Source organism: Methanococcoides methylutens (genome assembly GCF_000765475.1).
GTDB classification, from domain to species: domain Archaea; phylum Halobacteriota; class Methanosarcinia; order Methanosarcinales; family Methanosarcinaceae; genus Methanococcoides; species Methanococcoides methylutens.
The window spans coordinates 203,146-225,490 of the sequence record NZ_JRHO01000014.1 but is presented as its reverse complement, the minus strand read 5'-3'; the positions used below and the strand labels follow the sequence as shown (position 1 = coordinate 225,490).

General features: G+C 44.4%; 25 protein-coding genes. 10 read left to right on the top strand and 15 right to left on the bottom strand.

The window, feature by feature from the left end:
- Nucleotides 1–18: 18 nt before the first annotated feature.
- Nucleotides 19–1,320 (bottom strand): phosphoribosylamine--glycine ligase, encoded by a 1,302-nt coding sequence (gene purD / locus LI82_RS08285; protein ID WP_048194949.1) that lies wholly within the window; start codon nucleotides 1,318–1,320, stop codon nucleotides 19–21.
- Nucleotides 1,321–1,601: 281 nt separating this feature from the next.
- Between purD and LI82_RS12510 the strand changes: the two genes are divergently transcribed.
- Nucleotides 1,602–2,006: a hypothetical protein gene (locus tag LI82_RS12510; RefSeq protein ID WP_052402840.1), complete on the top strand. Its 405-nt coding sequence runs from the start codon at nucleotides 1,602–1,604 to the stop codon at nucleotides 2,004–2,006.
- Between the two features lie 80 nt (nucleotides 2,007–2,086).
- On the opposite strand, the gene LI82_RS08275 is transcribed toward LI82_RS12510, so the two are convergent.
- The 4 genes from LI82_RS08275 to LI82_RS08260 form a co-directional block, all read right to left on the bottom strand.
- Nucleotides 2,087–2,401 (bottom strand): cupin domain-containing protein, encoded by a 315-nt coding sequence (locus tag LI82_RS08275; RefSeq protein ID WP_048194947.1) that lies wholly within the window; start codon nucleotides 2,399–2,401, stop codon nucleotides 2,087–2,089.
- Between the two features lie 27 nt (nucleotides 2,402–2,428).
- Entirely contained in the window at nucleotides 2,429–4,048 is a 1,620-nt protein-coding gene (gene hcp, locus LI82_RS08270; protein WP_048194945.1) for a hydroxylamine reductase, read from the bottom strand.
- Between the two features lie 293 nt (nucleotides 4,049–4,341).
- A complete protein-coding gene (pyrE, locus tag LI82_RS08265; protein WP_048194944.1) occupies nucleotides 4,342–4,887 on the bottom strand; it encodes an orotate phosphoribosyltransferase in 546 nt (181 codons plus the stop codon).
- 24 nt (nucleotides 4,888–4,911) lie between these two features.
- Nucleotides 4,912–5,460 carry a CDP-2,3-bis-(O-geranylgeranyl)-sn-glycerol synthase gene (locus LI82_RS08260; protein WP_269078535.1) on the bottom strand — a complete coding sequence of 183 codons (549 nt, stop codon included), beginning with the start codon at nucleotides 5,458–5,460 and terminating at the stop codon, nucleotides 4,912–4,914.
- Nucleotides 5,461–5,705: 245 nt separating this feature from the next.
- Here LI82_RS08260 and LI82_RS08255 point away from each other — a divergent pair, with 245 nt between their 5' ends.
- From LI82_RS08255 to ccsA, 4 genes are all read left to right on the top strand, one after another.
- The gene (locus LI82_RS08255; protein ID WP_048194941.1) at nucleotides 5,706–6,197 is read left to right on the top strand and encodes a rubrerythrin family protein; all 492 of its coding nucleotides are present in this window, start codon (nucleotides 5,706–5,708) and stop codon (nucleotides 6,195–6,197) included.
- Nucleotides 6,198–6,380: 183 nt separating this feature from the next.
- Nucleotides 6,381–6,914, top strand: a complete 534-nt coding sequence (locus tag LI82_RS13310; RefSeq protein ID WP_201770315.1) for a hypothetical protein — start codon at nucleotides 6,381–6,383, stop codon at nucleotides 6,912–6,914.
- A gap of 18 nt (nucleotides 6,915–6,932) precedes the next feature.
- Nucleotides 6,933–7,367 (top strand): hypothetical protein, encoded by a 435-nt coding sequence (locus LI82_RS13305; protein WP_201770314.1) that lies wholly within the window; start codon nucleotides 6,933–6,935, stop codon nucleotides 7,365–7,367.
- On the top strand, nucleotides 7,364–8,431 hold the full coding sequence (gene ccsA, locus LI82_RS08245) for a cytochrome c biogenesis protein CcsA (protein WP_048194939.1): 1,068 nt from the start codon (nucleotides 7,364–7,366) through the stop codon (nucleotides 8,429–8,431). The genes LI82_RS13305 and ccsA overlap by 4 nt, the downstream gene beginning before the upstream one ends.
- A 58-nt stretch (nucleotides 8,432–8,489) precedes the next feature.
- Here the strand turns inward: ccsA and alaXM are convergent, their stop codons facing one another.
- The 10 genes from alaXM to LI82_RS08195 form a co-directional block, all read right to left on the bottom strand.
- On the bottom strand, nucleotides 8,490–9,194 hold the full coding sequence (gene alaXM / locus LI82_RS08240) for an alanyl-tRNA editing protein AlaXM (protein ID WP_048194937.1): 705 nt from the start codon (nucleotides 9,192–9,194) through the stop codon (nucleotides 8,490–8,492).
- Between the two features lie 61 nt (nucleotides 9,195–9,255).
- A complete protein-coding gene (endA, locus tag LI82_RS08235) occupies nucleotides 9,256–10,311 on the bottom strand; it encodes a tRNA-intron lyase (RefSeq protein WP_048194934.1) in 1,056 nt (351 codons plus the stop codon).
- The gene (cfbB, locus tag LI82_RS08230; protein ID WP_048194932.1) at nucleotides 10,308–11,780 is read right to left on the bottom strand and encodes a Ni-sirohydrochlorin a,c-diamide synthase; all 1,473 of its coding nucleotides are present in this window, start codon (nucleotides 11,778–11,780) and stop codon (nucleotides 10,308–10,310) included. Before cfbB ends, endA begins: the two co-directional genes overlap by 4 nt.
- A gap of 14 nt (nucleotides 11,781–11,794) precedes the next feature.
- Nucleotides 11,795–12,589: a Ni-sirohydrochlorin a,c-diamide reductive cyclase ATP-dependent reductase subunit gene (cfbC, locus tag LI82_RS08225; protein ID WP_048194930.1), complete on the bottom strand. Its 795-nt coding sequence runs from the start codon at nucleotides 12,587–12,589 to the stop codon at nucleotides 11,795–11,797.
- A gap of 15 nt (nucleotides 12,590–12,604) precedes the next feature.
- Nucleotides 12,605–13,720 carry a Ni-sirohydrochlorin a,c-diamide reductive cyclase catalytic subunit gene (cfbD, locus tag LI82_RS08220; RefSeq protein ID WP_048194928.1) on the bottom strand — a complete coding sequence of 372 codons (1,116 nt, stop codon included), beginning with the start codon at nucleotides 13,718–13,720 and terminating at the stop codon, nucleotides 12,605–12,607.
- Between the two features lie 29 nt (nucleotides 13,721–13,749).
- Complete coding sequence (cfbE, locus tag LI82_RS08215; protein ID WP_048194925.1) at nucleotides 13,750–15,144, bottom strand: coenzyme F430 synthase; 1,395 nt, start codon at nucleotides 15,142–15,144, stop codon at nucleotides 13,750–13,752.
- An 18-nt stretch (nucleotides 15,145–15,162) separates the two neighbouring features.
- Nucleotides 15,163–15,558 carry a sirohydrochlorin nickelochelatase gene (cfbA, locus tag LI82_RS08210; protein WP_048196149.1) on the bottom strand — a complete coding sequence of 132 codons (396 nt, stop codon included), beginning with the start codon at nucleotides 15,556–15,558 and terminating at the stop codon, nucleotides 15,163–15,165.
- Nucleotides 15,559–15,854: 296 nt separating this feature from the next.
- A complete protein-coding gene (locus LI82_RS08205) occupies nucleotides 15,855–16,475 on the bottom strand; it encodes a DUF2150 family protein (RefSeq protein WP_048194923.1) in 621 nt (206 codons plus the stop codon).
- Nucleotides 16,476–16,555: 80 nt separating this feature from the next.
- Nucleotides 16,556–17,008: a UPF0179 family protein gene (locus LI82_RS08200; protein WP_048194921.1), complete on the bottom strand. Its 453-nt coding sequence runs from the start codon at nucleotides 17,006–17,008 to the stop codon at nucleotides 16,556–16,558.
- A gap of 121 nt (nucleotides 17,009–17,129) precedes the next feature.
- Nucleotides 17,130–18,203, bottom strand: coding sequence for an NAD(P)-dependent glycerol-1-phosphate dehydrogenase (locus LI82_RS08195; protein WP_048196146.1), 1,074 nt, complete (start codon nucleotides 18,201–18,203; stop codon nucleotides 17,130–17,132).
- A gap of 91 nt (nucleotides 18,204–18,294) precedes the next feature.
- Here LI82_RS08195 and LI82_RS08190 point away from each other — a divergent pair, with 91 nt between their 5' ends.
- From LI82_RS08190 to LI82_RS08170, 5 genes are all read left to right on the top strand, one after another.
- On the top strand, nucleotides 18,295–19,146 hold the full coding sequence (locus LI82_RS08190; RefSeq protein WP_048194919.1) for a DUF63 family protein: 852 nt from the start codon (nucleotides 18,295–18,297) through the stop codon (nucleotides 19,144–19,146).
- A 5-nt stretch (nucleotides 19,147–19,151) separates the two neighbouring features.
- Complete coding sequence (locus LI82_RS08185; RefSeq protein ID WP_236622717.1) at nucleotides 19,152–19,847, top strand: stage II sporulation protein M; 696 nt, start codon at nucleotides 19,152–19,154, stop codon at nucleotides 19,845–19,847.
- A 149-nt stretch (nucleotides 19,848–19,996) separates the two neighbouring features.
- On the top strand, nucleotides 19,997–21,154 hold the full coding sequence (locus LI82_RS08180; protein ID WP_048194917.1) for a formate--phosphoribosylaminoimidazolecarboxamide ligase family protein: 1,158 nt from the start codon (nucleotides 19,997–19,999) through the stop codon (nucleotides 21,152–21,154).
- Between the two features lie 315 nt (nucleotides 21,155–21,469).
- Complete coding sequence (locus tag LI82_RS08175; protein ID WP_048194915.1) at nucleotides 21,470–21,676, top strand: DUF5371 family protein; 207 nt, start codon at nucleotides 21,470–21,472, stop codon at nucleotides 21,674–21,676.
- A gap of 41 nt (nucleotides 21,677–21,717) precedes the next feature.
- Complete coding sequence (locus LI82_RS08170; RefSeq protein WP_048194913.1) at nucleotides 21,718–22,095, top strand: type IV pilin; 378 nt, start codon at nucleotides 21,718–21,720, stop codon at nucleotides 22,093–22,095.
- Nucleotides 22,096–22,345 lie beyond the last annotated feature (250 nt).

The window sequence follows — 22,345 nt, the reverse complement described above, 5'->3', positions numbered from 1 at the left end:
TCAACTCAGTTTCGAGAGTTAACCACGGATCTCTTCCATGTGGTCTATTCTTCTCTGGATAAGCTCAGGCTTTCCAATATCACTTCTGAAATGAAGGTCTCCAATAATGTTCTCAAGTGCATTCTGTGCGATCTTCTCAGCTTTGTCGATGGTGTCCTCGATACCCACGACAGCTACAGCCCTGGAGCCGGTGGTGTAAACTTTTCCATCCTTTTCATATACGCTTGAATAGAACAATATCGCATCACCGATATCACCAACGATAACTTCCTTGTCCTTTGTTGGCTCATCAGGATATCCTGCAGGTACTGCATACTTGCAAACTGTTGCCTTGTGAGCGAATTTCACATCCAGCTCATCAAGTGTTCCATTGGCAACTGCAGACATGACATCAACCATGTCGGTATCTAGCAGTGGAAGCACGTTCATTGCTTCAGGGTCACCAAATCTTGCATTGAACTCGATTACCTTTGGTCCGTCTTTTGTAAGGATGAACTGGCCGTAAAGGATTCCCTTGAATGGCGTGCCTGTTGCTTCATGGAGGGCTTTCACGGTTGCCTTCATGATCTCCCTTGCAGGTTCGATATCATCGACGTTCATGAAAGGAAGAAGCTCATCAGCGCTGGAATATGATCCCATGCCACCGGTGTTTGGTCCGAGGTCGTTCTCAAAGGCACGTTTGTGGTCCTGCACACATGGTGTGAATGCAAGGTTCTTTCCATCAACAAATGCCTGTAATGTGAACTCCTCGCCGATCAGGTTTTCTTCCACAACAAGATTGTCACCATCGAGTAATGATCTTGAATATTCAAAAGCAGCCTTTGTGTCAGGTAACTGGTCGCCCATGACCTTGACGCCTTTGCCTCCTGTAAGTCCTGCTGGCTTGATCGCAACGTTGCCCAATTCCTCAATGTAGTCCTCAAGTCCTTCCTCACTGGAGAATACCTTGAATGCAGGACAGCCATCGATGTTGTTGTCCCTCATGAAATTGCGTGCCCATGCTTTGTCGAACTCGATGCGTGCGACATCCTTTCTGGGTCCGACAGCCCCGATCCCTGCATCCTCAAGGGCATCGGCAAGGCCGGCTGCAAGAGGTGCTTCCGGTCCGATAAAAGCGACTTCGATGTTCTTTGATATTGCGTACTCGACTACCTTTTCCACTTCTGTCTCTTTAACTAAAAGCACATCTTCGCACAAGCTGGCAATTCCCGGATTCTTTTTTGCCATAACTGAGAACATAGTGGGATTGCGTTCACTTCTTGCAACAGCATTTGCGATAGCATTTTCTCTGCCGCCGCCACCAACGATTAGAACATTCATCTGTATAACCTCATTTGATCAAAAAATGTATTGATATTAATAATAAATTTATTTTATTATATTATTGAAAAATAACGTTGATCTGTTTATTTAGATATGTTAAGGGAGCTAGTTTTCTTTGTATTAAATAAATAGTTTCCGACATGGTTTCGTACTAAACAATGAAATCTTATATTTTTTAGATTCGATTCCTGTGCAATTCTAAAAAACCGACAGTTTCTTTATATATTTTTATACTTTAACGTACAATTACTTTCCATTGATTGTGGAGTGATGATAAAATGGTTTCCCGCAAAACATTGTTGATCTTTATTCTGCTTTTTTTAGTTGTCATATCATTCCCGTTCTGGTTCACCTTTTTTATTGCCGGTTCTCCAACTCCTTTGTTCTCAGTTTCTAATTATGATAATGTTTCACATACAGTAGCTGTTGAGATCATCGCCCCTGACAATACTTCTATCTTTAATGATTCAAGGGATCTGGACTCGGATGAACACTGGTCACATCCAAAGCCACTGTATATGGTGCCCCGTTCAGTTTTTGCATGGGGTGAGGACAGATACACGGTGTATGCTACATTGGATAATAATGTCACCAAAAACATGACGATAAATTATCATCTTTGGAACGATCCGAGTATCGAGATATATGATGGCACTCTAAGCATAGGCGAGATCACGGTCTGATAATAAACAGGTAAAAAATAAGAAAAAGTGGTTACAGGAAGCATCCTTGTTGTGGATGCAACCTCTTTACTGTAGTTCGTTCACTCTTTCAGTTTCACAACGAGGAAACGGAAAAGGCTGTCACTTTCATTCCTCAGCAAGTGAGGGATGGCTTTTGGACTGTCGATAAGCATGTCCTTTGAAACAGTTTCTTCCTCATCTCCGATCACAACAATGCCGGTTCCTTCGAGTACGTAGAAGAACACGTTCATTGGTGTTTTGTGCAACTTCAGTGACTCTCCGGGTTTAAGCTCAAGGTGTACGACCTGTACCTGATCGGTATCAAAGAGTCCTTTTGCAAGTACGTTGTGGGGGTTGTCTTTCTCAGGTGCTTTCTCTAGGTCTATAATTTTCATAATTTCTTCGTCTCCATTTATGAATGTTTATTTTAAGAGTCTCTCCATGTCCTCTTCCACGGTGGTATTAGGTGATATGTTGAACTCATCCACCAGCACCTTGAGAACATTTGGTGAGACAAATGCAGGTAGTTTTGGGCCAAGGACAATATCCTGTATTCCCATCCTCAGGAGGGCAAGCAACACAAGGACTGCCTTTTGTTCGTACCATGCGATATTGTACGAGATCGGTGCTTCGTTAACATCTATAAATCCAAGTCTGGCCATAAGCCCCTGGGCAATGATCACAAGTGAAAATGAATCATTACACTGCCCTGCATCCAGTACCCTTGGAATGCCGTCAATGTCTCCAAGGTTAAGCTTATTGTATCGATATTTTGCACATCCTGCGGTAAGTATGACAGTATCCTTTGGTAGTGCTTCTGCAAAGTCAGTGTAGTACTGCCTGTCCTTGTGGCGACCGTCACATCCTGCCATTACAATGAACTTCTTTATCTTGCCTGCTTTGACGGCATCAACGATCTTGTCGGCATTGGATAGTACGGAATTGTAAGCAAAACCGCCCATTATGGTACCTTCTTCCAGCTGTACCGGAGGTTCACATTTCTTTGCCTGCTCGATTATCGCTGAGAAATCTTTCTTCCCATCTTTGGGTACGAGATGTGTGACGCCATCAAAACCAACAGAACCGGTGGTGTATATTCTGTCAATGTAGGTCTTCTTTGGAGGGACTATACAGTTACTTGTCAGCAGTATCGGTCCGTTGAAACTTTCAAACTCCTGCTTCTGGTGCCACCAGGAGCCTCCATAGTTTCCGACAAGGTGTTCGTATTTCTTAAATTCAGGATATGAGTTTGCAGGCAGCATTTCACCGTGAGTATAGACATCGACACCTGTTCCCTCGGTCTGATCCAATAGCTGTTTCAGGTCATTCAGGTCATGTCCGCTGATGAGTATTCCTGGTTTATCCCTTGTTCCAATATTGACCTCTGTAGGTTCCGGATTTCCGAATGCAGTTGTATTTGCCGTGTCAAGTGCTGCCATTGCGTCAAAGCCCTTTTCCCCGCATTTCAGGACCATTGAGATGAGGTTCTTATCGGTCAGGCTATCATCTGTAGTTGCTACAAGGCCTTCTTCCACAAATGAATTTACTTTTTTATTGATCTGGTCAAGCATCATTGCATGATGTGCATATGCTGCAATTCCTTTGATACCAAAGATCAGCAATTCCCTTAATGACCGGATATCTTCGTTCTCTGTTGCAAGTATGCCGGTATCCCTGTCCTTGAGGTTTTCCGGGGTTACGGTTGCGATCTCAGGAAGGTCGCTCTCATCAAGTGCATTGTTGTCCAGTAGTTTTTGTCTGATCTCATCCCGCAGTTCAAATCCTCTGTCAATTCGGTCCTGAATTCCGGTCGCCCTGAAATCGGTATTTGTTATGGTGGAGAACAGCGCATCGAGCATGAAATCATCAGTGCTCTCTTCAGATATCTTTGCCTTTCTTGCTTTCTGGTTGTAGTATGCAACACTCTTAAGCACATAGATAAGATCGTCCTGAAGGTCTGAGACTTCACCTTTCTTACCGCACATGCCGTTCTTTGTGCAGCCTTCTCCGTTCATTGTTTCTTCACACTGGTAACAGAACATTTTATCACCTTTATCTTGTAGGCCGGTAGTAAGTAGATAGGTAAGTACGTAGAAGGACCCATTAGCTCAAAATTATGGTCAGTGCCAGTATATTTGAGATACTGTTATTTATAGAGCTAGTTTCCACTTTGATACTTCAAAATGAATACTTCTAAGCCCACTCCCTTAAATATTATGTCTATACACCTATTTATAATCCGAGCAGCAAAACTCTTTATGTGGAACCGTAAGTGGAATAAAGTAAAAAAAAAGTTCGTTGCAGCAGCACAACTTTACTGCTGCATTATATGATCTTAATTGTCAGCAAGCAGGTCACTGGCACGTACAAGAGGGACCAGCTTAACATTGATTTCATTTAGGTTCTCTGTTGCACCATCTTCACGGTCCACAACAGTGATCACTTTGTCAATGATACATCCGGCTTCACGTACAGCACCAATTGCCTCAAGAACGGAACCACCACTGGTGGTTACATCTTCAAGCAGTATGATCCTGTCACCTTCTGTAACATCACCCACGAACCTGCCGCCGGTGCCATACTCTTTTGCAGATTTGCGTATTAGTAGTAGTGGCATGTTCGTCTCAAGGGATACGGCTGTGGCGATCGGAACGCCTCCCAGTGCAACACCTCCGATGATGTCGATGTCCATTGCCTTGATCAGTGCAGCTGCCTGTTTTGCAATGATCTTCAATGTGCCGGGGTCGGAACTGGCCTTTTTGATATCGATATAATATTTGCTCTTCTTTCCTGATGCAAGGGTAAAGTCCCCGAACTTAACAGCTCCACAGGCTTTGAGTGCATCTATAAGTTCTTCTTTGTCATTTGATGATGTTGTCATTGTGATCCTTTCCTTTTTCTGGTATTACCATGGTTCTTTCTTGACACCCATGAAATATCCTATAACATTCGTCACAAGGTGAAGCAGGGGTGTGATGATCAGTATAACCAATATGATCGTGAATGTGAATTGTTCGGAGAACCAGTATGGGGATGCAAGGTAGGCAAATAACAATGCTCCCATGACGAAATCAAGCTGGTCTACAACAGGTAGCGGAGCTCCGCGTTTTAATCCCATACGCCGTTTGAAGAAACTCATGAACATGTCCCCGAAAAGGGAGCCAAAAGCAAGTGCGAATACCACGATGGTCGTGTTCAGTCCGCCTGTTCCGAATGTTGGTAGTTGTGCTCCCAATATTACAGGATAGCTTTCGATCAGTCGCATCTGTAATAGTCCTGCAAGAGTACCGCATATAAGTCCTGCAAAGAAACCGCGGAAGGTCTTTCCATCTCCAAGGATGCGCCTGCCATCAGACATTGTTTTTCCTCCGTCGATAGGCCTGCCGCCTCCAAAGACAGCTGCAAAAGGATTCGGAAGATATGCAGGAAGCATTAACCATATTGCAAGAACAATTAGCTCGATCGTGTTATCAACTCATTAGGTTTTGCTCTAATCTGCTTCATTGATATATAAAACCAACTATAATATCCACTTTTATTTCTTCTCGATCTGCTTTTATTCCTCTCTTTTTTCTTTCATCTCTTCTTCCCTTTACTTTTCCTCACTCATCTATTCTTCTTTACATTCTTCCTTCCATTAATCATATATTTGATATGTACACAGTTATCTTTCAATATCGTAAAAAATGGAGGAATCTCATGAGTACTATCGAAAATCTGAAAGAAGCGTTTGCTGGCGAATCAATGGCAAACAGGAAGTACCTTGCTTTTGCAAAAATGGCTGATGAAGAAGGATTCACAAAGATCGCTAAATTGTTCAGGGCTGCTGCTGCTGCAGAAACAGTACACGCTCACAGCCACCTGAGGGTTCTGGGAGAGGTAAAGAGCACTGAAGAAAATCTTCAGGAAGCAATAGCTGGTGAGACCATGGAATTCAACGAGATGTACCCTGCCTTCATCGAGGAAGCAGAAAAAGAGGGTAACAAAAAGGCTGTCCGTAGCTTTGATCTGGCGAATAAGGTCGAGAAGGTACATGCTGAGCTCTATCAGAAAGCACTGGACAATATGGATGACAACGAAGATACTGATTACTACGTCTGTGAGGTCTGCGGATATACCGTAGAGGGTGAAGCACCTGAAAGGTGTCCGATCTGCGGAGCTGTACATTCAAAGTTCAGTAAAGTGGATTAAAGAACATGCATTTTCTATGAGGCGGGGTCATACCGCCTTTCAACATTTTTTTCAGATATCTGCATGTTATAAATATTCTATCAGGATCTATCAAAATATCATCACTATTTTATCATTATTGATCCTGTTTTTTTAATGTCAGTACCGATACATATTTGAACAGACGTAACGATTGTGAATTTCATGAAAAAAAGCAAAGACCTCGTAAACAGCAGTAATATAATGCTGGCAGCGGTATTGACCATGCTGCTCCTTGCTGCTCTTATAACTGTGGGCATGTTAACACCACTGATAGTCAGGCTGACCACAGGCGTCGAGATGGGCATGAGTGCTGAATATTTTAACAACAGGAGTGCTCTTCCCACAGCAGCGCTGGTAGTATTGCTTACGATGGGTTTGCTTTATGGTTATTTCGATGCGAAGAGAACGTTGTTCGTTGGTGGTTTCACAGTTGCAATCTCCATAGCATTTGCTTTTCTGTCTCCTTTTGGAAACCTTCCTCTTGATGTTACAGTGCCTGTGGTGAGCATGGCTCTGGTCGCTACATTCTATAAGATCTATATGTCTCTCCAGAGGGACTCACGTGCAATGAAACTGCGAGGTGTCAGTGCACATGTTATCCATCTTGGGATAATTCTGATACTCATAGGGATCGTTGCCAGCAGCAATTTGAAGGTAGATGGTTCTTCTGTGGTCTCCATGGACTCTGCCGGCTAGTTCGAAGGGCAGAACTACATGGTTTCTGTTACCGGAATGGATTCAACTTTTGAAGGTTCTCACTATAAGGAGTATCACGGTTCTTCTTATGCAACCTATGTGGATTTCGATGTCTACAAAAAAGGCGCTTATTTTGATAGTGGTCAGATCAAATACATAACTGATTTCAAATGGGGCCAGACGTACACAACTACCTATGTACATCGTGGCATATTCGAGGAACTGTTCATCGCACCCAAAGCGGTAAACGAGACCAGTGGTGAAGTCAGCATATATGTTAGGACAGTACCTTTCATCACATTCATCTGGGGCGGCCTGTTCATGATGCTCGGCGGCATGGCTGTTCTTGGAGTGATCGATTATTCAACTGATGGAAAGGCCACAACTCCTGTGGCTAAGATAAAAGGAAAAAGAAACAAGGGTTCAGAACGTCCTAAGGGGGGTAAGAAATGAACTTTGGAATGATTCTCATATGGATTGCCTTTATCCTTGGTGCTGGCTCAGCGATATATTCTATCATCGATCTGCGTACAAATAATATTCGTGCAGGTTCACTTTCCAGAAAGCTTGAGGTTGGATGTACAGCCGTCATCACACTCGCTATCCTGATGCTTACCTACTATCTGCTCACGGTATCCGCATCTTACGTTTATGTTTACATGCATTCAAGTATCGATCTTGAATTTGTCTATCGTCTTTCCGCATTGTGGGCAGGCCAGGAAGGTTCATTCCTGCTCTGGACATGGTTCACCCTGCTGATGCTTCTGGCAATGCAGTACACAGGCCACACAAAAGAGCTGTACGACATCAGGCTAATGAACATCACACGTGCAATATGCCTGTGCATCATTACAGTTTTCCTTATGTTGCTGGTATTGAAGAATCCGTTCTCCATGTATTATGGGGGCGTAGGTGCATACGTTGACATTTCCAACTGGAATCCATTTGTATCAGCATACCCGCTTGTGGATGGACAGGGTATGAACCCGCTTCTGAGAAACCCATGGATGGCAGTCCATCCTCCGGTACTGTTCCTTGGCTATGCAGCTTTCACCATTCCATTTGCCGCTGCTCTTGCTACATTGCTCATCGACGATGGGAAGTGGGTAAAGATATCACGTGACTGGATGCGTCTGGCATGGCTTTTCCTTACAGCAGGTATCGGACTTGGCGGTTTCTGGGCATATGAGGTCCTTGGATGGGGTGCATGGTACTGGACATGGGACCCTGTTGAGACGTCATCACTTATCCCCTGGATAACTGCTACCGCTTATCTGCATTCCCAGACAAGGGTCAAGCACGGGGAATACAGATTCCTTGCTCCGATGCTCGCAGTTGCATCTTTCATACTGGTCATATTCGCAACATTCGTTACCCGCAGCGGGATGTGGGTCTCGGTGCATTCATGGCAGGACTTTACTCTCGAAGGCATGGTTATTGCGATCTTCCTGCTGGTACTGCTTGGTTCAAGTCTTGTGCTGCTTGTGAGAAGGTACTTCGAGGAAAACGAGTCTTAATGTCAATACGATCGGGAATTTAAATTTAAAAAAGAAATAAGGTCGCTTAAAAATAAGATCAGGTGAATCTGAAGTAGATTCGCCTGTTGTTCTTTCCTTTATTCTCTGCCTTGAAGATCTCTATATGCGGGATCTCTCCCGTATTTTTCACGTGTGTTCCGCCACATGCCTGGTCATCAACATCAGGAATTCTGATCACGCGTATCTCTTCTATCTCCGGAGGGAATGCGTCCTTGAGCTTAACAACTGAGGGAATAGTAAGTGCTTCCTCTCTGGGAAGGATGTCTATCTTCACATCAATTGCTCTGTTGATGACCTCATTGACCTTTGCTTCGTATGAGCCTATCTGGTCCCTGTCGAAGTTCTCCAGGTTAAAGTCCACTCGTGTCTTCTCCTCTGCGATCTGGTTTCCTGAGATCTTTGCACCGGTCTCATTGTGGATGATGGCGCTGAGGATATGGGATGCGGTGTGGTAGTTCATGAAGAGGGTGCGCCTGTCCCAGTCAATTATTCCCTTAACCTTATCTCCTTCTTTCAGTCCCGGCTCACTGACCTCATGGCTGATCTGACCATCGAACTTTCCTACGAATACGACCTTGTATTCTTTCCCTTCATTGATCAGAACTCCGGTATCATGCGGTTGACCACCGGATTTTGGATAGAATGCAGTTGTGTCAAGGACCACGATTTTGTCATCCTTCACACTCGTCACAGTTGCTTCGAATTCCCTGATGTAACAGTCTTTCAGATAAAGTGCTTCCATGCTAAATAATTCAAAAAGGTAGTTAATAAATGTTATTTTGGAAAAGTGATCCTTATCAGGATCACATCTTTACTCTTCCAATATCGATGTAGTCAATGCCTTCATCGGTAGGGATCGCATACAGCATGCTTTTCCTGACACTGTTAGCAAGGCGGACAGCCCTTGACATTACAGGAAGTCTGAATTCATGGTCTGAAGGAATTGAATGTACCAGATATTCCGAGTGAGGTATCTTTGCAGGGGATTCAACCTGTGCATAAACACGGAAATGGCTACCGAACTTGAATCCTGTTTTTGGAACAACTCCCTTCTCACGAAGGTCGGTGTACACACTGTTCTTCAAAAGAAACTCCGGTTCGATCTTCGAAGCGATCTCTGTGAATGACTCGCTATCCAGTTCAGTATCCTGACGGTCTGTGATATTGATCACGCCGTTCTCCATCAGGTAGCGTGATTCCACAAGTGAAAGCTGGAGCCTTTGTTTATCAAGTGGCTTGCCGTAGAAACCATTTTCAAAGAGTGTTGTGGATGCATCCTCGTCCCATACAATGACTCTGTCCTCGAGGAAAGTGGCATCGGTGTTGATATCCGGATAAAGCGTGTCTCCCATTCCTCCTTTTATCCTCGGTCTCTTTACCTCATAGAAGGTGATGTCACTCTCTTCATCCACTATTGCGAGTATCATCTGCTTGCGGACATTTTCAGCTGCGTTCAGTGATCGGAGTAGGTCCTTGAGTGGCATTGGCACCCTTTCAGACCTGACATAGACGAACTGTTTTGCAGCGCCTTTTCCGGGATGGCTTCCACGTGGGTATACTCGGAAATCAGTAACTCCAGGCTGGACGTAGAATCCTCTTTCCCTTATGTCCTTGTAAACGATGTACTTTAGCTCGAATGCTGGCTGCAGGGTTGAAGCTTTTTTGAAAAATCCGGCAAAATCAAGCACTTTGCCATCATTCTCCACTTCTATCTTCCCGCGGTATGCAAGATATGCAGCTTCAATAAGTGTAAGTTCCAGCCCGTTGTCCTTGGGCCTGCCGTAGTATCCTGTATTGTAAAGTTCGTTTATTGCCTTCTTCTCTACAAGTACACGGTCTTTGATTATCTCTGCTCTCAAGCTTTTTCACTCCTGTATTTTGCTGCTGAGTCCACAAAAGATGTGGCAAATTCCCTGTATGATGATGCTTCCAGATGGGCATATGCTCCAAATGTATTATTTGCGATCAGGCCATCCCATCCGTCCTTGATCCCGGTTCCGCGTGAAAGCTTTATCGCGAACTTTGCATCGGATGGCAGCTCAGTTACCTCGGAATGGTGGAACTCATGGCCGATGAAAGAATTTCCGCACTTGCCGATGATCGTATCCACATCAAGTGCTCCGATATTGTAGCTGACCACACGTTTGTGACCCATAAGGGAATGTCCAGGTAGTGCTCCCACCATCTCATGTGTGGACTCAGGCATTTCTGCCATATGGTATGTTCCCTTGCCCTTGACGCCGGTGGTAATACGTTCTGTAAGATACATCAGGCCACCACATTCTCCATAGATGGGAAGCCCGTTCTCGGATGCCTGTTTGATATCCTGCCTCATGCTTTCATTTGCTTCCAGCTCGGAAGCGAAAAGTTCGGGATACCCGCCTCCAAGATACAGGGCATCGATATCCGGGAGATGTTTATCATGAATAGGGCTGAAATACTCGATCCTGGCTCCTGCAAGTTCCAGGAGTTCAATATTATTGTGATAATAGAAATTGAATGCCTCATCAAGTGCAATTCCGACTATGGGAGCTTCACCTTTAAGTTTGCGTGATGTGAACACGGTACTTTCCGGTTTTTCCACAGCCTCAGCCTGTCTTGCAAGCTCCAGCACTTTATCGATGTCTATGCCTTCAGAAACCCTCTTCTCAATGGCAGCGATACGTTCATCAAGATCATTTATCCGGCGCCTCTCTTCAATGGCCGGAACAAGTCCCAGATGACGCATGGATATCTGCATTGCATTGTCCCTTGGGATTATTCCCAGCACAGGGAGGCCTGTGAAGTGTTCCACAGCTTCCTTTGCTTTGCTGGCATGCCTCATGCCGCCGATGTTGTTCAGTATCACACCAACGATGTTGACATCAGGGTCGAAGTTCTTGTAGCCGTTCACGAGGGCGGCAGCAGAACGTGTGATACTGCGGGCATTGATTATCAGTATGACAGGGCACTTCAGCATCTTGGCTACCTGAGCAGTGCTTCCCGTATCTCCAAGGCTTTCCAGTCCCTCGAAAAGTCCTCTCACACCTTCGATAACAGCAATATCGGCTTTCCCGTCGACCTCGCAGGCATGTGTGAACACGTCAAGTACTCCTTCCTCTTCCATGAGGTAGCCGTCAAGGTTGCGTGCCCGCCGACCTGTGATCTCTGAATGATAGCTGGGGTCGATATAGTCAAGGGCAACCTTGAATGGTTGTACACTGTAGCCTCTGGAAGTAAGGGCTGCAAGCAACCCTGCTGTGATAGTGGTCTTGCCTGAAGATGACCTGTCGGCTGCCAGTAAGATCCTTGGTATGTCCATCTTTCTGTCCACTGTTTCTGTTGGCATGAGATGTTCTCTTTTTACTTTGTAAGTTCTCGTAGGCGATCATCGTCAAGGGCTTCCGGCATGACCGAGCTGTCCCTTTCCATGATTGTCCTTGCAAGTTTGCGATACACCTGTGCTACATTGGAATCAGGTGCTTTCTCCATAACAGAGAAACCATCCCTCTCACAGTCCTGTACGATCTGTTCCTTCGGGATGAATGCCATAAGCTCGCTTCCGATCTCTGCTGCGAACTTTGTAACTATCTCCTCTTCACGGCTGACACTGCGGGAGTTGCAGATGATGCCGCTAAGTGGGGTGTTGATCTTTGCGAGTCCCCTGCAGATATTGTTCGCTGCATAGAGTGGCATGTATTCGCCGGATGTCAGGACGTAGGCTTCCTTCACAAGTCCTTTGCGTATAGGTGCGACAAAGCCGCCACATACGATATCTCCGGGGACGTCATAGATTATGAGGTCCATTTCGTTAAGTGATCTTGATATCTTCTTGAGTGTCTGGATAGCAACGATGATACCACGTCCGGCACATCCGATTCCTGGTTCAGGACCGCCGACCTCGACACATTGTACGCCTTTATAGCCTTTGAAGACAACATCTTCTTCTTTCACATCGACCCCGTCACGCAGAAGGTCAAGAATGGTTGGGATGCGTTTGCCTCCCAGTAATGTGATGGATGAGTCGCTCTTTGGGTCACACCCGATGATCATTACCTTGTATCCTTCATCTGCACAGGCAGCTGCAACGTTGGATGCGGTACTGGATTTGCCTATACCGCCTTTTCCATAGATGGCTATTCTTTTATGTACGTTCATCTGTGAATGCTCCGTTTAAAGTGATTCCTTTGCAACTTCCCTTAATGTGGCTCCGAACTCTGACTCGACGATATGGTTGACACCAAGTGTCTTTGGATGCAGGTCGATCTCCACGAGCACATGTTCATGTCCAAGCTCCTTGAGAGGAAGTACCTGCCTTGGTCCGTTAGTGACAGAGATTATCTCCATGCCGGAGAGGTGGTCCATTGGTATGGCGTGTGGAACTCCGCTGATGACAGCAAAGTCATAGTCGCTGTACTTCTCTTCTATTAGTTTGTCGATGGTAGCCCCTGCTACTGGATACTCATCCAGTCCGCCCACGATCTCATGGACCTTCAGACCTTTTTCCTCAAAGTCCTTCATGATACATTCTGCATGGTGGCGTACCCTTGGAAGTCCAAGACCAACGTCTGTGTTGGACATATTGATGATATTGTCAGCTTTACCAAGTTGTTCAGCGACCTCGTTCACAGCTAGTGTAATATCTGCGAACATGTATCCTGTCTCTTTCTTGGCGTTCATGATAGTGATCCCGCGCTTTCCTTCTTTGAGAAGCTCGATGATCCTCTGTGCAACTTTGTACTTCACATCTCCGCGGGATGGTGCAAGGTATTCCTTACTTGCAGCACCGTGGCGCAGTTCTACATTGGTTGCTTCTTCCAGAAGGTGTTGCTGTCTGCTGAATTCTTCCCTGTCGATGATTCCTGCATCAAGGGCGGATTCCAGTGCGAAGAGCACTCCTTTGGTGTTGTTCCTGTATCCTGCATGAACTTCCACTTCAATGACCGGTACATCAAGATTTGCTTCCATCACAGGTTCACGCATTTCCTCGCCTATGATCATGCTTGCACAGGTTCCCACAACTCCGATGAGCTTGGGGTGGAACATGTCATTTACCTTGTGGAGTATGTTGACAAGTGCATCGTGTCCTCCGAAAACGAAACCGCTTTCATCAAGGGCCGTTGTTACAACATGTATACCGTCCTCTTCCAGCAGTCTTGCATGTTTGAAAGAGCATCCTGGTGGGCCGTGAAGTATTGCAACATCAACGTTCAGGTCCCTCAAAGTATACAATGCGGCCACGATGGAGCTTGGTCGTGGGTGTATGATCGAAATATTCTTGTTGTCCATGACAGGTCCTCATTTTTCATTGATTCGTTTTATCTGAAACATTTAACACATAATATAATTATATCGCCAAAACTGGTATATTGCAAAGCTGTGGATAGTCCTTCCTCAAATGATCCTGCATAATATGCGTCATTATACTTTATATCAAGCATCCGGGTTCCTACTAATATAGCTCTGTCCAGAGATTTTCCGTTTTTCAGTAAGAAGTCAGATACATCTTCAGGTGGAAGACCTTCACATACCTGTTCAGCTTCTTCTCCCAGAACCATGACAATGTTTCTATTGTTGGTATCTGAGGGAATGGCGGAAGCATAATCAAGAGCTCTTTTTACAGATCGGATATCCATGCCTGAATTGGAATTGTCTATCAATATCCTGCCTTCAAGTTCTCCTTTTACCATTCTTCCTGTAAGGCCTCTGAAATTCCGGAATGTATCAATGATATCGTTTTTCTCAATTCCCATTGAAAGTGATATAGCAGCAGCAGAGCATAGTGCAGTTATATATGCAGAAATGTCGAATCCGTCCTCCATGATCGCTTCGATTGTTCGATCCGTTGTGGAAATGACGACACGATTGCCCTTAATCTCAAGATTCACATCTGCATTTGTCTTGTTAGCATCACTGGGTCGTTTTTCATCACTAAATGTGATCACTTTAAGGTCCTTATCTGCAGTTCTTTGGAGTGCTTTTTCAGCACTGAGGTTGATGACCGCAAGGCTTCCATCCTTTGCGTTGTCCAGCATTTGCAGTTTAGCATCGCTTGCAAGGGCAGTATTATTTGCGATTCCATAATCCTGTTCAAGGGATGTTATAACACCAATATCAGCACATCCTGTGCCGCCTATGGATGTCTCAAAGATGAACACTTCCGGTTTAATCTTCGTCTCTTCTATTTTCCCGATGGCAGAAAGAATGCTCCCTGGAGCTATGCTTAAGCCTTTGTGAATGATGGTTGCAACACCGTCGTTCCAGTGTTCCAGTCCCCTTGATGTGTGGAGCACAACATCCATACTTCGTGAAAGGATGTCTGCAAGGATCGAAGCTGTACTGGTCTTGGCTTTTGTACCGGTAAGCTCGATGACCTTTGAACCCGAAAGCCTGCCACTTTCCAGAACAAGCTTTCCTACCATCGTATGATGGGAGATGACATTGTTCCCTTTTTCCTTTGCACTTTTCAGTACATGGTATTCGGGATTTAGGTGCACAGGTGCAACTACTATTTCTGCAGGTTTAAGTTCAAAAGTTTCATTTGAAGAAAGAACAGGGAATATCTGCTGCAGGTCAGAAATTGTGGATCTGTCCAGTGTGTCATAGACATCAATGGCACGAACATTGTATCCAAGTCGCACCATCTCTTTTGCAATTGGTATGCCGGCGTGCGTCAGGTCGAGCACGACAGCATCCCTCTGACCTGCAGTCATATTCTGTGAGTTTATTATTTACAGTACTTCTGCTGCTCTTTCGAACACAAGTTCTGCAAGGAGCTCGTGGTGACCCAGTGGTTTACCATAGACGACAGGAACTTCCTTTCCATCTACTGTAAATTTACCCTCGCTTGTCTCAGGGTCAAGCTTGAGGATCTCAGGGATATCTTCTGTGATGTGTACACCGGATGCAAGGAATACTGGAACTGCTGCGATCTTTGTAACGCCTGTGCCTTCAAAGGATGCGAGTCCTTCTTCTACGGATGGGCCGCAGTTCTCCATGAAGCCCGTTTTGATAATATATTCTGGGTGCTTTTTTGCAATGGTATCTGCGATCTCTGTAACAACTTCCTTGTTGTAAGGCAGTCTGCTTCCGTGTCCAATAGCCAAGATTCCGATCTTTTCGCTCATTTTTATTACCTCTGATATTTTAATTTTGATGTTAACGGTGTTCATACGTTTGTACACCATTTGTGTTACTCCATAGATAATTTAATTACATAAAAACAATTCGGATTCCATCCGTTGTTCATCTGGGTGACTGGCTTAGTAATGATCGATCGACTTATAGATTATTGTCCAACTGTTAAACTGAACGAAAAATAACTATGCAATAATAAGTAAACAACGAAAAAAGAACCAACGATAAAAGAAACAACCAACAGAATGATCACTTAAAAAACATGAAAAATAAAAGATTAAAAAAATCAGGCGTCGTCGTATTCGCCATCATCTTCTTTATAGCTGTCAGACCCTATCATGGCGGCTTCGATAGAATCAATGCCATCGAGCCATTCTGCAACAAGTCCGTATGGGAGTTCTTCCATTGAAGATTCGGGAAGTTTTTTGCCGTCAAGCACAAGTGCTCCTACCTGGGCTACGCAGTAAATTGCAGAATCAATATCTTCTGTTTCTTCTGATTCCACTGCTGCGTTGATAAGTTCACCGATATCTGTTTCCTTGTCGAAGTCTTTGCTAATGTAACATTCAAATCCAGCAAAACTTCCCATGAGCGATGTCTGAAGGGATTCGATCATTAGGTCAATATCTTCGGATATTGGTTCAACCTCTGTGAGTGCGATGTTCTTGATATCATCAAGTATTGCCATGGCATCTTCTGCAGGAAGTGCATTGCTTTCATTCTTTGCAATTACCTTGAGGCATGCGAGAATGACATCATCTGTCATGTTCACAAAAACAGCCCCTTCCTTTTCAGAGCTTTCTTCTTCCTTAAATTCGAACCCGCTTTCCTTTACCTGTTTAAGCCAGTTGTTCCAGCGGTCTGTTGTATAAAATTCATGTTCGATCTTTTCATGAGATTCTGGCATCTTGATACCTCGTTTTATTGCATTTCTAGGTTTATTTAGGACATGTTTCCAGTATTCATATAAAAGACATTCGAACCGTTTCAGAGCAGTAGTTCTACTTTTTTAAGTGAACCTGATTGTTCTGATTCGATATCCACATTCTCCATCACTTTGTTTATGCTGCATTTGTCCCCATTACGGAGGCCTTTTGGATGGCAGAGGTCATATGTCTCAGAATCAAGTTCGCCATCGCAATTTGGGGTCTGATATCGGATAGTTGCGCCCTTGATCGCCTTTTTGGAATCAATTGCTGCAATTATAGGTGCTTTGATAACATCTACTACCAATGCGCCGGTATCATGGACAAAGCACTCATGAGTGGTCTGGTTCCTGACCTTGACTATCCTGTACTTTCTTCCTTTTTCAAGACCCATGCATGTGTTCTTCAACTTGCATTGTTCGCATTCGGGTGCTTCACCTTCGAAAAAGAACTCTTCGCCTTCCTTTGCAAGCCTGGTTCCAATGAGTGTTATAGCGGTATCCATGTCCTCCATCTAATCACCTTGTGTATTATGAAACTGTAATAATGTATGTAAGTATGATATTTATTGTAAGTATTGTGTCCCATGTTCCGATAATATTGCTTATCCTATCTGCTCTGCTTTTTGTAGCTTTTTAGGATATTACTTTTGTTTTCCTCGCAACTATCTCGGCAGCATCAGGTGTCAGGCCTGTGGCAAGTATTGTATATCTTTCGGGACGGATGGTATGTGAGAGTACAAGTGCTTCTAATATATACTTATCTTCAATTCCCATCTCCTCTGCGGTTACCGGAGCGTTTATGATCTTGAGTGCATCGCGTATCCTCTTCCAGTCACCGCCATGCAGGTACATCATCATTATTGTTCCAACACCGCACTGTTCACCGTGAAGTGCCGGTATGGGTGCTACCTTATTAAGTGCATGACTGAACATGTGCTCGGATCCTGATGCCGGTCTTGATGAGCCGGCAATGCTCATTGCAACACCACTTGATACAAGTGCCTTGACCACCATACGCACAGAACTTTCCAGTTCAGGTTTTATAGTATCTGCAGAATCGATCAGTATTTGTGCTGTCATGCTTGAAAGCGCTGCAGCATATTCGCTGAATGGCACATTCTGCAGTCGATTTGCAAGTTGCCAGTCCAGAACTGCAGTACAGTTGGAAATTATATCTCCACAGCCTGATGCAAGCAGCCGGTAGGGTGCATTTGCGATGATCTCGGTATCAGCTACGACCGCCATGGGTGCATTTGCCTGGATGGATGCTGTTTTTGTACCATCTTTTATGGACGCTCTGGATGAGACTATACCATCATGTGATGCAGCTGTTGGCACACTTATGAATGGTACTTCGATCTCTGTTGCTGCAAGCTTTGCAACATCTATGGATTTCCCGCTGCCAACTCCAAGCAGGTATTCCACGTCTGAATCGACCGCCTGTCTTCTTACCCTGTCAACCTCTTTCATGGAAGCAGCTTCAGAAACGATCATTTCCACGTTCTGCCCACTGTCGACCAGTGAATCATGGACAATGTCGCCAGCTATCTTCCTTGTGCTCTTACCTGTGACTATCAATGCATTGTCAACAAGTTTGAGGTCTGCGCAGACATTCTTAACATCATCGATGACACCATGTCCGATCACGATATCCCTTGGGAGTTGCATCCATCTCTTCTGTACGTTCATATTCTGCGTCACGTCCATATGTGTATGGTTTTCTGATATTCCTGAAACCATATATTAATAAGTATTAGTGTTATTAGGTTGTTCCTATAACTCTATCAAGTGATAACCAATGTGTCCGTTCGTAGATAAAATTATGCAATTTGTTAATGAGTACTATCTCGATCCTATTTTCCAGGATAGTGGATATAATCCGGTAAATACTCTCACATGGGCACTGATCCTTGGTATCTGTGTATTTGCAGTGGCAAAAATGCTCGACAAGTGGAATGTTAAGGTGGATGAAAGATTTGTTTTCTCCATTGTTCCCTTTGTGCTGGCAGGTTCTTCCCTGAGAGTTATGGAGGATGCCGGTATCTTTGACCCTCCTCTTAGTTATCTGTTCATAACCCCTAACATCTATTTCGTGGTGTTCGTTGGTACTGTAATATGCCTTCTTTTCTCAAGATGGCTTTATTCATCAGGCAAGGTCACTGACGGGAACCGGTCCTTTGCATTACTGGGACTTGGCTGGTTCGTACTGAACATAATAGCCCTTCTTGTTGTGGAAGATGTTGAGCGTCCGTTCAGTCTTATTGCAATCGTTTCCTCAGGAACACTATTTGCAGGTGCTATCTATTTCCTGCTGGAAAAGGTCGGCTGGCCTTACATAAATGACCGTCTCAATCTGATGATCATCTGGGCACACCTGCTTGATGCATCCTCAACCTTTATCGGAGTTGACACTCTTGGTTATTATGAAAAACATGTCGTGCCTGCATACCTTATTGACCTGACAGGCACTGCTCTGGTGATGTATCCTCTGAAACTGGCTATATTCCTGCCTGTGATATATCTCCTGGACACCCAGTTCACTGTAGATGAAGAGTCAAGGAATCTGAGGACATTTGTAAAGATGGTGATCATAATACTGGGCCTTTCCCCTGCATGCAGGAACACTATCCGTATGGCCCTTGGGATATGATGGTAATGGACGATACTACCACTGATGGAACTTCGATGAACGCTGCTGCACTGGAAGATACCGATGATCCGGTCTTTGAAAGTAAGGGCGCACCTGCCTGTGAAAGTGGCTTGTGCAATGTACGCAACTACATTTCCGGATTGATACCTGAGATCTCCTTAGTTGTCGTGCTGTTCATATTATCTGGGATTGCCGGTTATTTCTACACTGCATTAAACCCTGCATCATCTGATATTGCGCTGGAGGGCTTGGAAGGGCTTGTTGAACTTATCATGAGCATGACCCCGTTAGAGATCATGCTGTTCATTTTCTTTAACAATGCTATCAAGAGCCTGATGGCCTTTGTCCTGGGACTGGCCTTTGGTCTGATTCCTTTGTTGTTCGTGGTTTCCAATGGCTACATTCTTGGAGTTGTGACCTACCTTGAATCTCAGGAGAATGGCTTTGCCTATATATTCCTGGGCATCCTGCCTCATGGCATCATTGAGCTTCCGATGATACTGATCTCGGCAGCCATGGGTGTGAGAATGGGTATCAATGTCCTGAAAGCCCTTGCAGGCAGGTATGTAGATATTAAAGGTGAATTCAAGAAGGGGATAAATGTGTTCTTCCGCTTTATCATGCCTATGCTTTTGCTGGCAGCTGGAATTGAGACATTTATTACGCCTGTGGTTATCGGTCTATATACAGGCACAATCTGATTAAATTTTGATCACATTCTGGGTGACTGGTTCTTATGATCTCCTCTTTTTGTTATTTTGCCATGGAATGCAGTAATTTATCTGATATGCAAGAATAAGTCTTTTATAACCACTTAACTATTGTATCACAAAAACCCGGAGAACAAAGGATGATCGACAGGAAAGAGATTATTGAGATTGCTGAAAGCTATTACACTGATAATATCAAGATCGGAGCGGTTGCTTCACATTCAGGACTGGATGTTTATGACGGCGCTATCGAGGAAGGTTTTGAGACCTTTGCGATATGCCAGGCCGGACGTGAAAAGACCTACACCGAGTACTTCAAGTCCAAGAGGGACGCTGATAACAATGTTGTACGTGGTATCGTTGATGACTATGCTGTCTATGACAGGTTCGATGAGATCCTGCGCCCGGAGAACCAGCAGAAGCTCATTGACGACAACATTCTTTTCGTTCCTAACAGGTCTTTTACCTCATACTGTGACATCGATGCGGTAGAGAACGACTTCCGTGTCCCTATGGTCGGTAGCAGGAACATGCTCCGCAGTGAGGAAAGAGGTCTTGACCAGGACTACTACTGGCTTCTGGAAAAGGCAGGTCTCCCATTCCCTGAGCGTATCGCCGATCCGGAAGACATCGATGAACTCGTAATGGTGAAGCTCCCTCATGCGGTCAAGACGCTTGAGCGCGGTTTCTTTACAGCAGGAACATACAGCGAATATGTGGAAAAATCCGAGTCTCTCATCAGGCAGGGTGTTATCACAAGGGAAGCTCTAAAAGATGCAAGGATCGAGCGTTACATCATTGGTCCTGTTTTCAACTTCGACCTGTTCTACTCTCCTATAGAAGAAGAGATGAACAAGACCGAGCTGCTCGGTATCGACTGGAGGTTCGAGACTAGCCTTGACGGTCATGTAAGGCTTCCTGCACCACAACAGATGACCCTTGCAGAGCACCAGCTTACTCCTGAGTACACAGTCTGTGGACACAATTCCGCAACACTTCGTGAATCTCTCCTCGAGGAAGTTTTCAAGCTCTCAGAGGCATACATAAAGGCATCCAAGGAATATTATGATCCTGGAGTTATCGGCCCATTCTGCCTCCAGACCTGCATTGACAAGGACCTGAACTTCTACATATATGATGTTGCCCCAAGGGTAGGTGGCGGTACCAACGTTCACATGTCTGTAGGTCACCCATACGGCAACACTCTCTGGCGCAAGCCAATGAGTACCGGAAGACGTGTGGCACTCGAGGTCCGCCGTGCTATCGAGTCCGGCCAGCTCGACAAGATCATCACATAAGTCCTTTATATCAGATCAAAAGCTCCTTTCAAAGGAGTTTTTCTATTTTTTATTTTGTTGCATCTAATTTCGTTGCAGTTTTCCCACTAATTTGATCCTACTCTTTATATTGCTCTTCTGATGCTGTTTTTGTTGTCTGCCGATTTGGCAGTATGCAATAGTTATTATATTTATTCTTCATATCTATTAATTGGGAATTATTTCTCTGATATTTTTCGGCGAAACGGTTTTATATAGCATATCATTATAATACTCATTATGATGGGGACGATTCTGTGTATGTTCTCATGATTATCTTATCAGGAGACAGTTCTCATGAAAATTGTACATGCACAAACTGTACTTACTGAGGATCAGCTTGAAGCACTTAAGAAAAAGACCAAAGAACCCTCTACAAAGGATGCCCTGAGTACAGCGGTTCAGCACTATCTTGAGTGCGAGTACACTGAAATGAGTGATGAGATGTGGACTCACAAGCTAGAGAAAGTAGTACAGAAGAAGCAACAGAAAAGTATTAATTAAACTAAGCGTATATAAAAGTGGAGGAATATAATTTGTTTAAAATGAACAGAAATGAAGACGCAGTGTCTCCGGTCATCGGTGTAATCCTGATGGTCGCAATCACTGTGATCCTTGCTGCTGTTATCGCAGCATTCGTGTTTGGAATGGGACCATCCGAGATGGCACCACAGTCAAGTTTAAAACTGAGCAATGTATCAGATGATGGTTTCAATTTGAACCACCAAGGCGGAGATGAGATTCTATGGAACAATACCAATCTCATTGTTGATAATGCCCCAGTAACTGTGTCGGAAGATAACCTGACTGCAGGTAGTTCTATCTTTATCAGCACTTCCTCAGCTCTGGAGAATGGTGATTCTATTACAATTGTGGATGTACCTAGCCAGCAGTTGATTGCTGAACTTACGGTAAGGCGCTAAAGTCAATAACCATGGTGCTTAACCGCACCATCCTTTTTTCTTTAATTGCAGCAACAGTCCAAGTATTGCTTTTGATTATCGCAACAACATGCTTTTATCGATTAAACTATTCTGCTGTGTTCTGTTTGAATGATAGACTTTTCCCCAATCATATGTCTGCATTTATGATTTACATGATTTGTTCTTATATCACATCTAATGGCAATTAGAAATGAATTATTAAGTTCTGAATGAATGCCAATATTTAAAT

Bases quoted from the DNA above. Each gene is read 5' to 3' on its own strand.
- cfbD (WP_048194928.1), bottom strand. From the start codon at position 13,720: ATGGACAACAAGAATATTTCGATCATACACCCACGACCAAGCTCCATC.
- cfbB (WP_048194932.1), bottom strand. From the start codon at position 11,780: ATGCCAACAGAAACAGTGGACAGAAAGATGGACATACCAAGGATCTTA.
- LI82_RS08205 (WP_048194923.1), bottom strand. From the start codon at position 16,475: ATGCCAGAATCTCATGAAAAGATCGAACATGAATTTTATACAACAGAC.
- cfbA (WP_048196149.1), bottom strand. From the start codon at position 15,558: ATGAGCGAAAAGATCGGAATCTTGGCTATTGGACACGGAAGCAGACTG.
- hcp (WP_048194945.1), bottom strand. From the start codon at position 4,048: ATGTTCTGTTACCAGTGTGAAGAAACAATGAACGGAGAAGGCTGCACA.
- alaXM (WP_048194937.1), bottom strand. From the start codon at position 9,194: ATGGAAGCACTTTATCTGAAAGACTGTTACATCAGGGAATTCGAAGCA.
- LI82_RS08175 (WP_048194915.1), top strand. From the start codon at position 21,470: ATGAAAATTGTACATGCACAAACTGTACTTACTGAGGATCAGCTTGAA.
- cfbC (WP_048194930.1), bottom strand. From the start codon at position 12,589: ATGAACGTACATAAAAGAATAGCCATCTATGGAAAAGGCGGTATAGGC.
- purD (WP_048194949.1), bottom strand. From the start codon at position 1,320: ATGAATGTTCTAATCGTTGGTGGCGGCGGCAGAGAAAATGCTATCGCA.
- LI82_RS08200 (WP_048194921.1), bottom strand. From the start codon at position 17,008: ATGGAGGACATGGATACCGCTATAACACTCATTGGAACCAGGCTTGCA.
- LI82_RS08275 (WP_048194947.1), bottom strand. From the start codon at position 2,401: ATGAAAATTATAGACCTAGAGAAAGCACCTGAGAAAGACAACCCCCAC.
- LI82_RS08190 (WP_048194919.1), top strand. From the start codon at position 18,295: ATGTGTCCGTTCGTAGATAAAATTATGCAATTTGTTAATGAGTACTAT.
- LI82_RS13310 (WP_201770315.1), top strand. From the start codon at position 6,381: ATGAAAAAAAGCAAAGACCTCGTAAACAGCAGTAATATAATGCTGGCA.
- LI82_RS08180 (WP_048194917.1), top strand. From the start codon at position 19,997: ATGATCGACAGGAAAGAGATTATTGAGATTGCTGAAAGCTATTACACT.
- LI82_RS08195 (WP_048196146.1), bottom strand. From the start codon at position 18,203: ATGGACGTGACGCAGAATATGAACGTACAGAAGAGATGGATGCAACTC.
- pyrE (WP_048194944.1), bottom strand. From the start codon at position 4,887: ATGACAACATCATCAAATGACAAAGAAGAACTTATAGATGCACTCAAA.
- LI82_RS08185 (WP_236622717.1), top strand. From the start codon at position 19,152: ATGGACGATACTACCACTGATGGAACTTCGATGAACGCTGCTGCACTG.
- LI82_RS08170 (WP_048194913.1), top strand. From the start codon at position 21,718: ATGAACAGAAATGAAGACGCAGTGTCTCCGGTCATCGGTGTAATCCTG.
- ccsA (WP_048194939.1), top strand. From the start codon at position 7,364: ATGAACTTTGGAATGATTCTCATATGGATTGCCTTTATCCTTGGTGCT.
- cfbE (WP_048194925.1), bottom strand. From the start codon at position 15,144: ATGACTGCAGGTCAGAGGGATGCTGTCGTGCTCGACCTGACGCACGCC.
- LI82_RS13305 (WP_201770314.1), top strand. From the start codon at position 6,933: ATGGTTTCTGTTACCGGAATGGATTCAACTTTTGAAGGTTCTCACTAT.
- LI82_RS08255 (WP_048194941.1), top strand. From the start codon at position 5,706: ATGAGTACTATCGAAAATCTGAAAGAAGCGTTTGCTGGCGAATCAATG.
- LI82_RS12510 (WP_052402840.1), top strand. From the start codon at position 1,602: ATGGTTTCCCGCAAAACATTGTTGATCTTTATTCTGCTTTTTTTAGTT.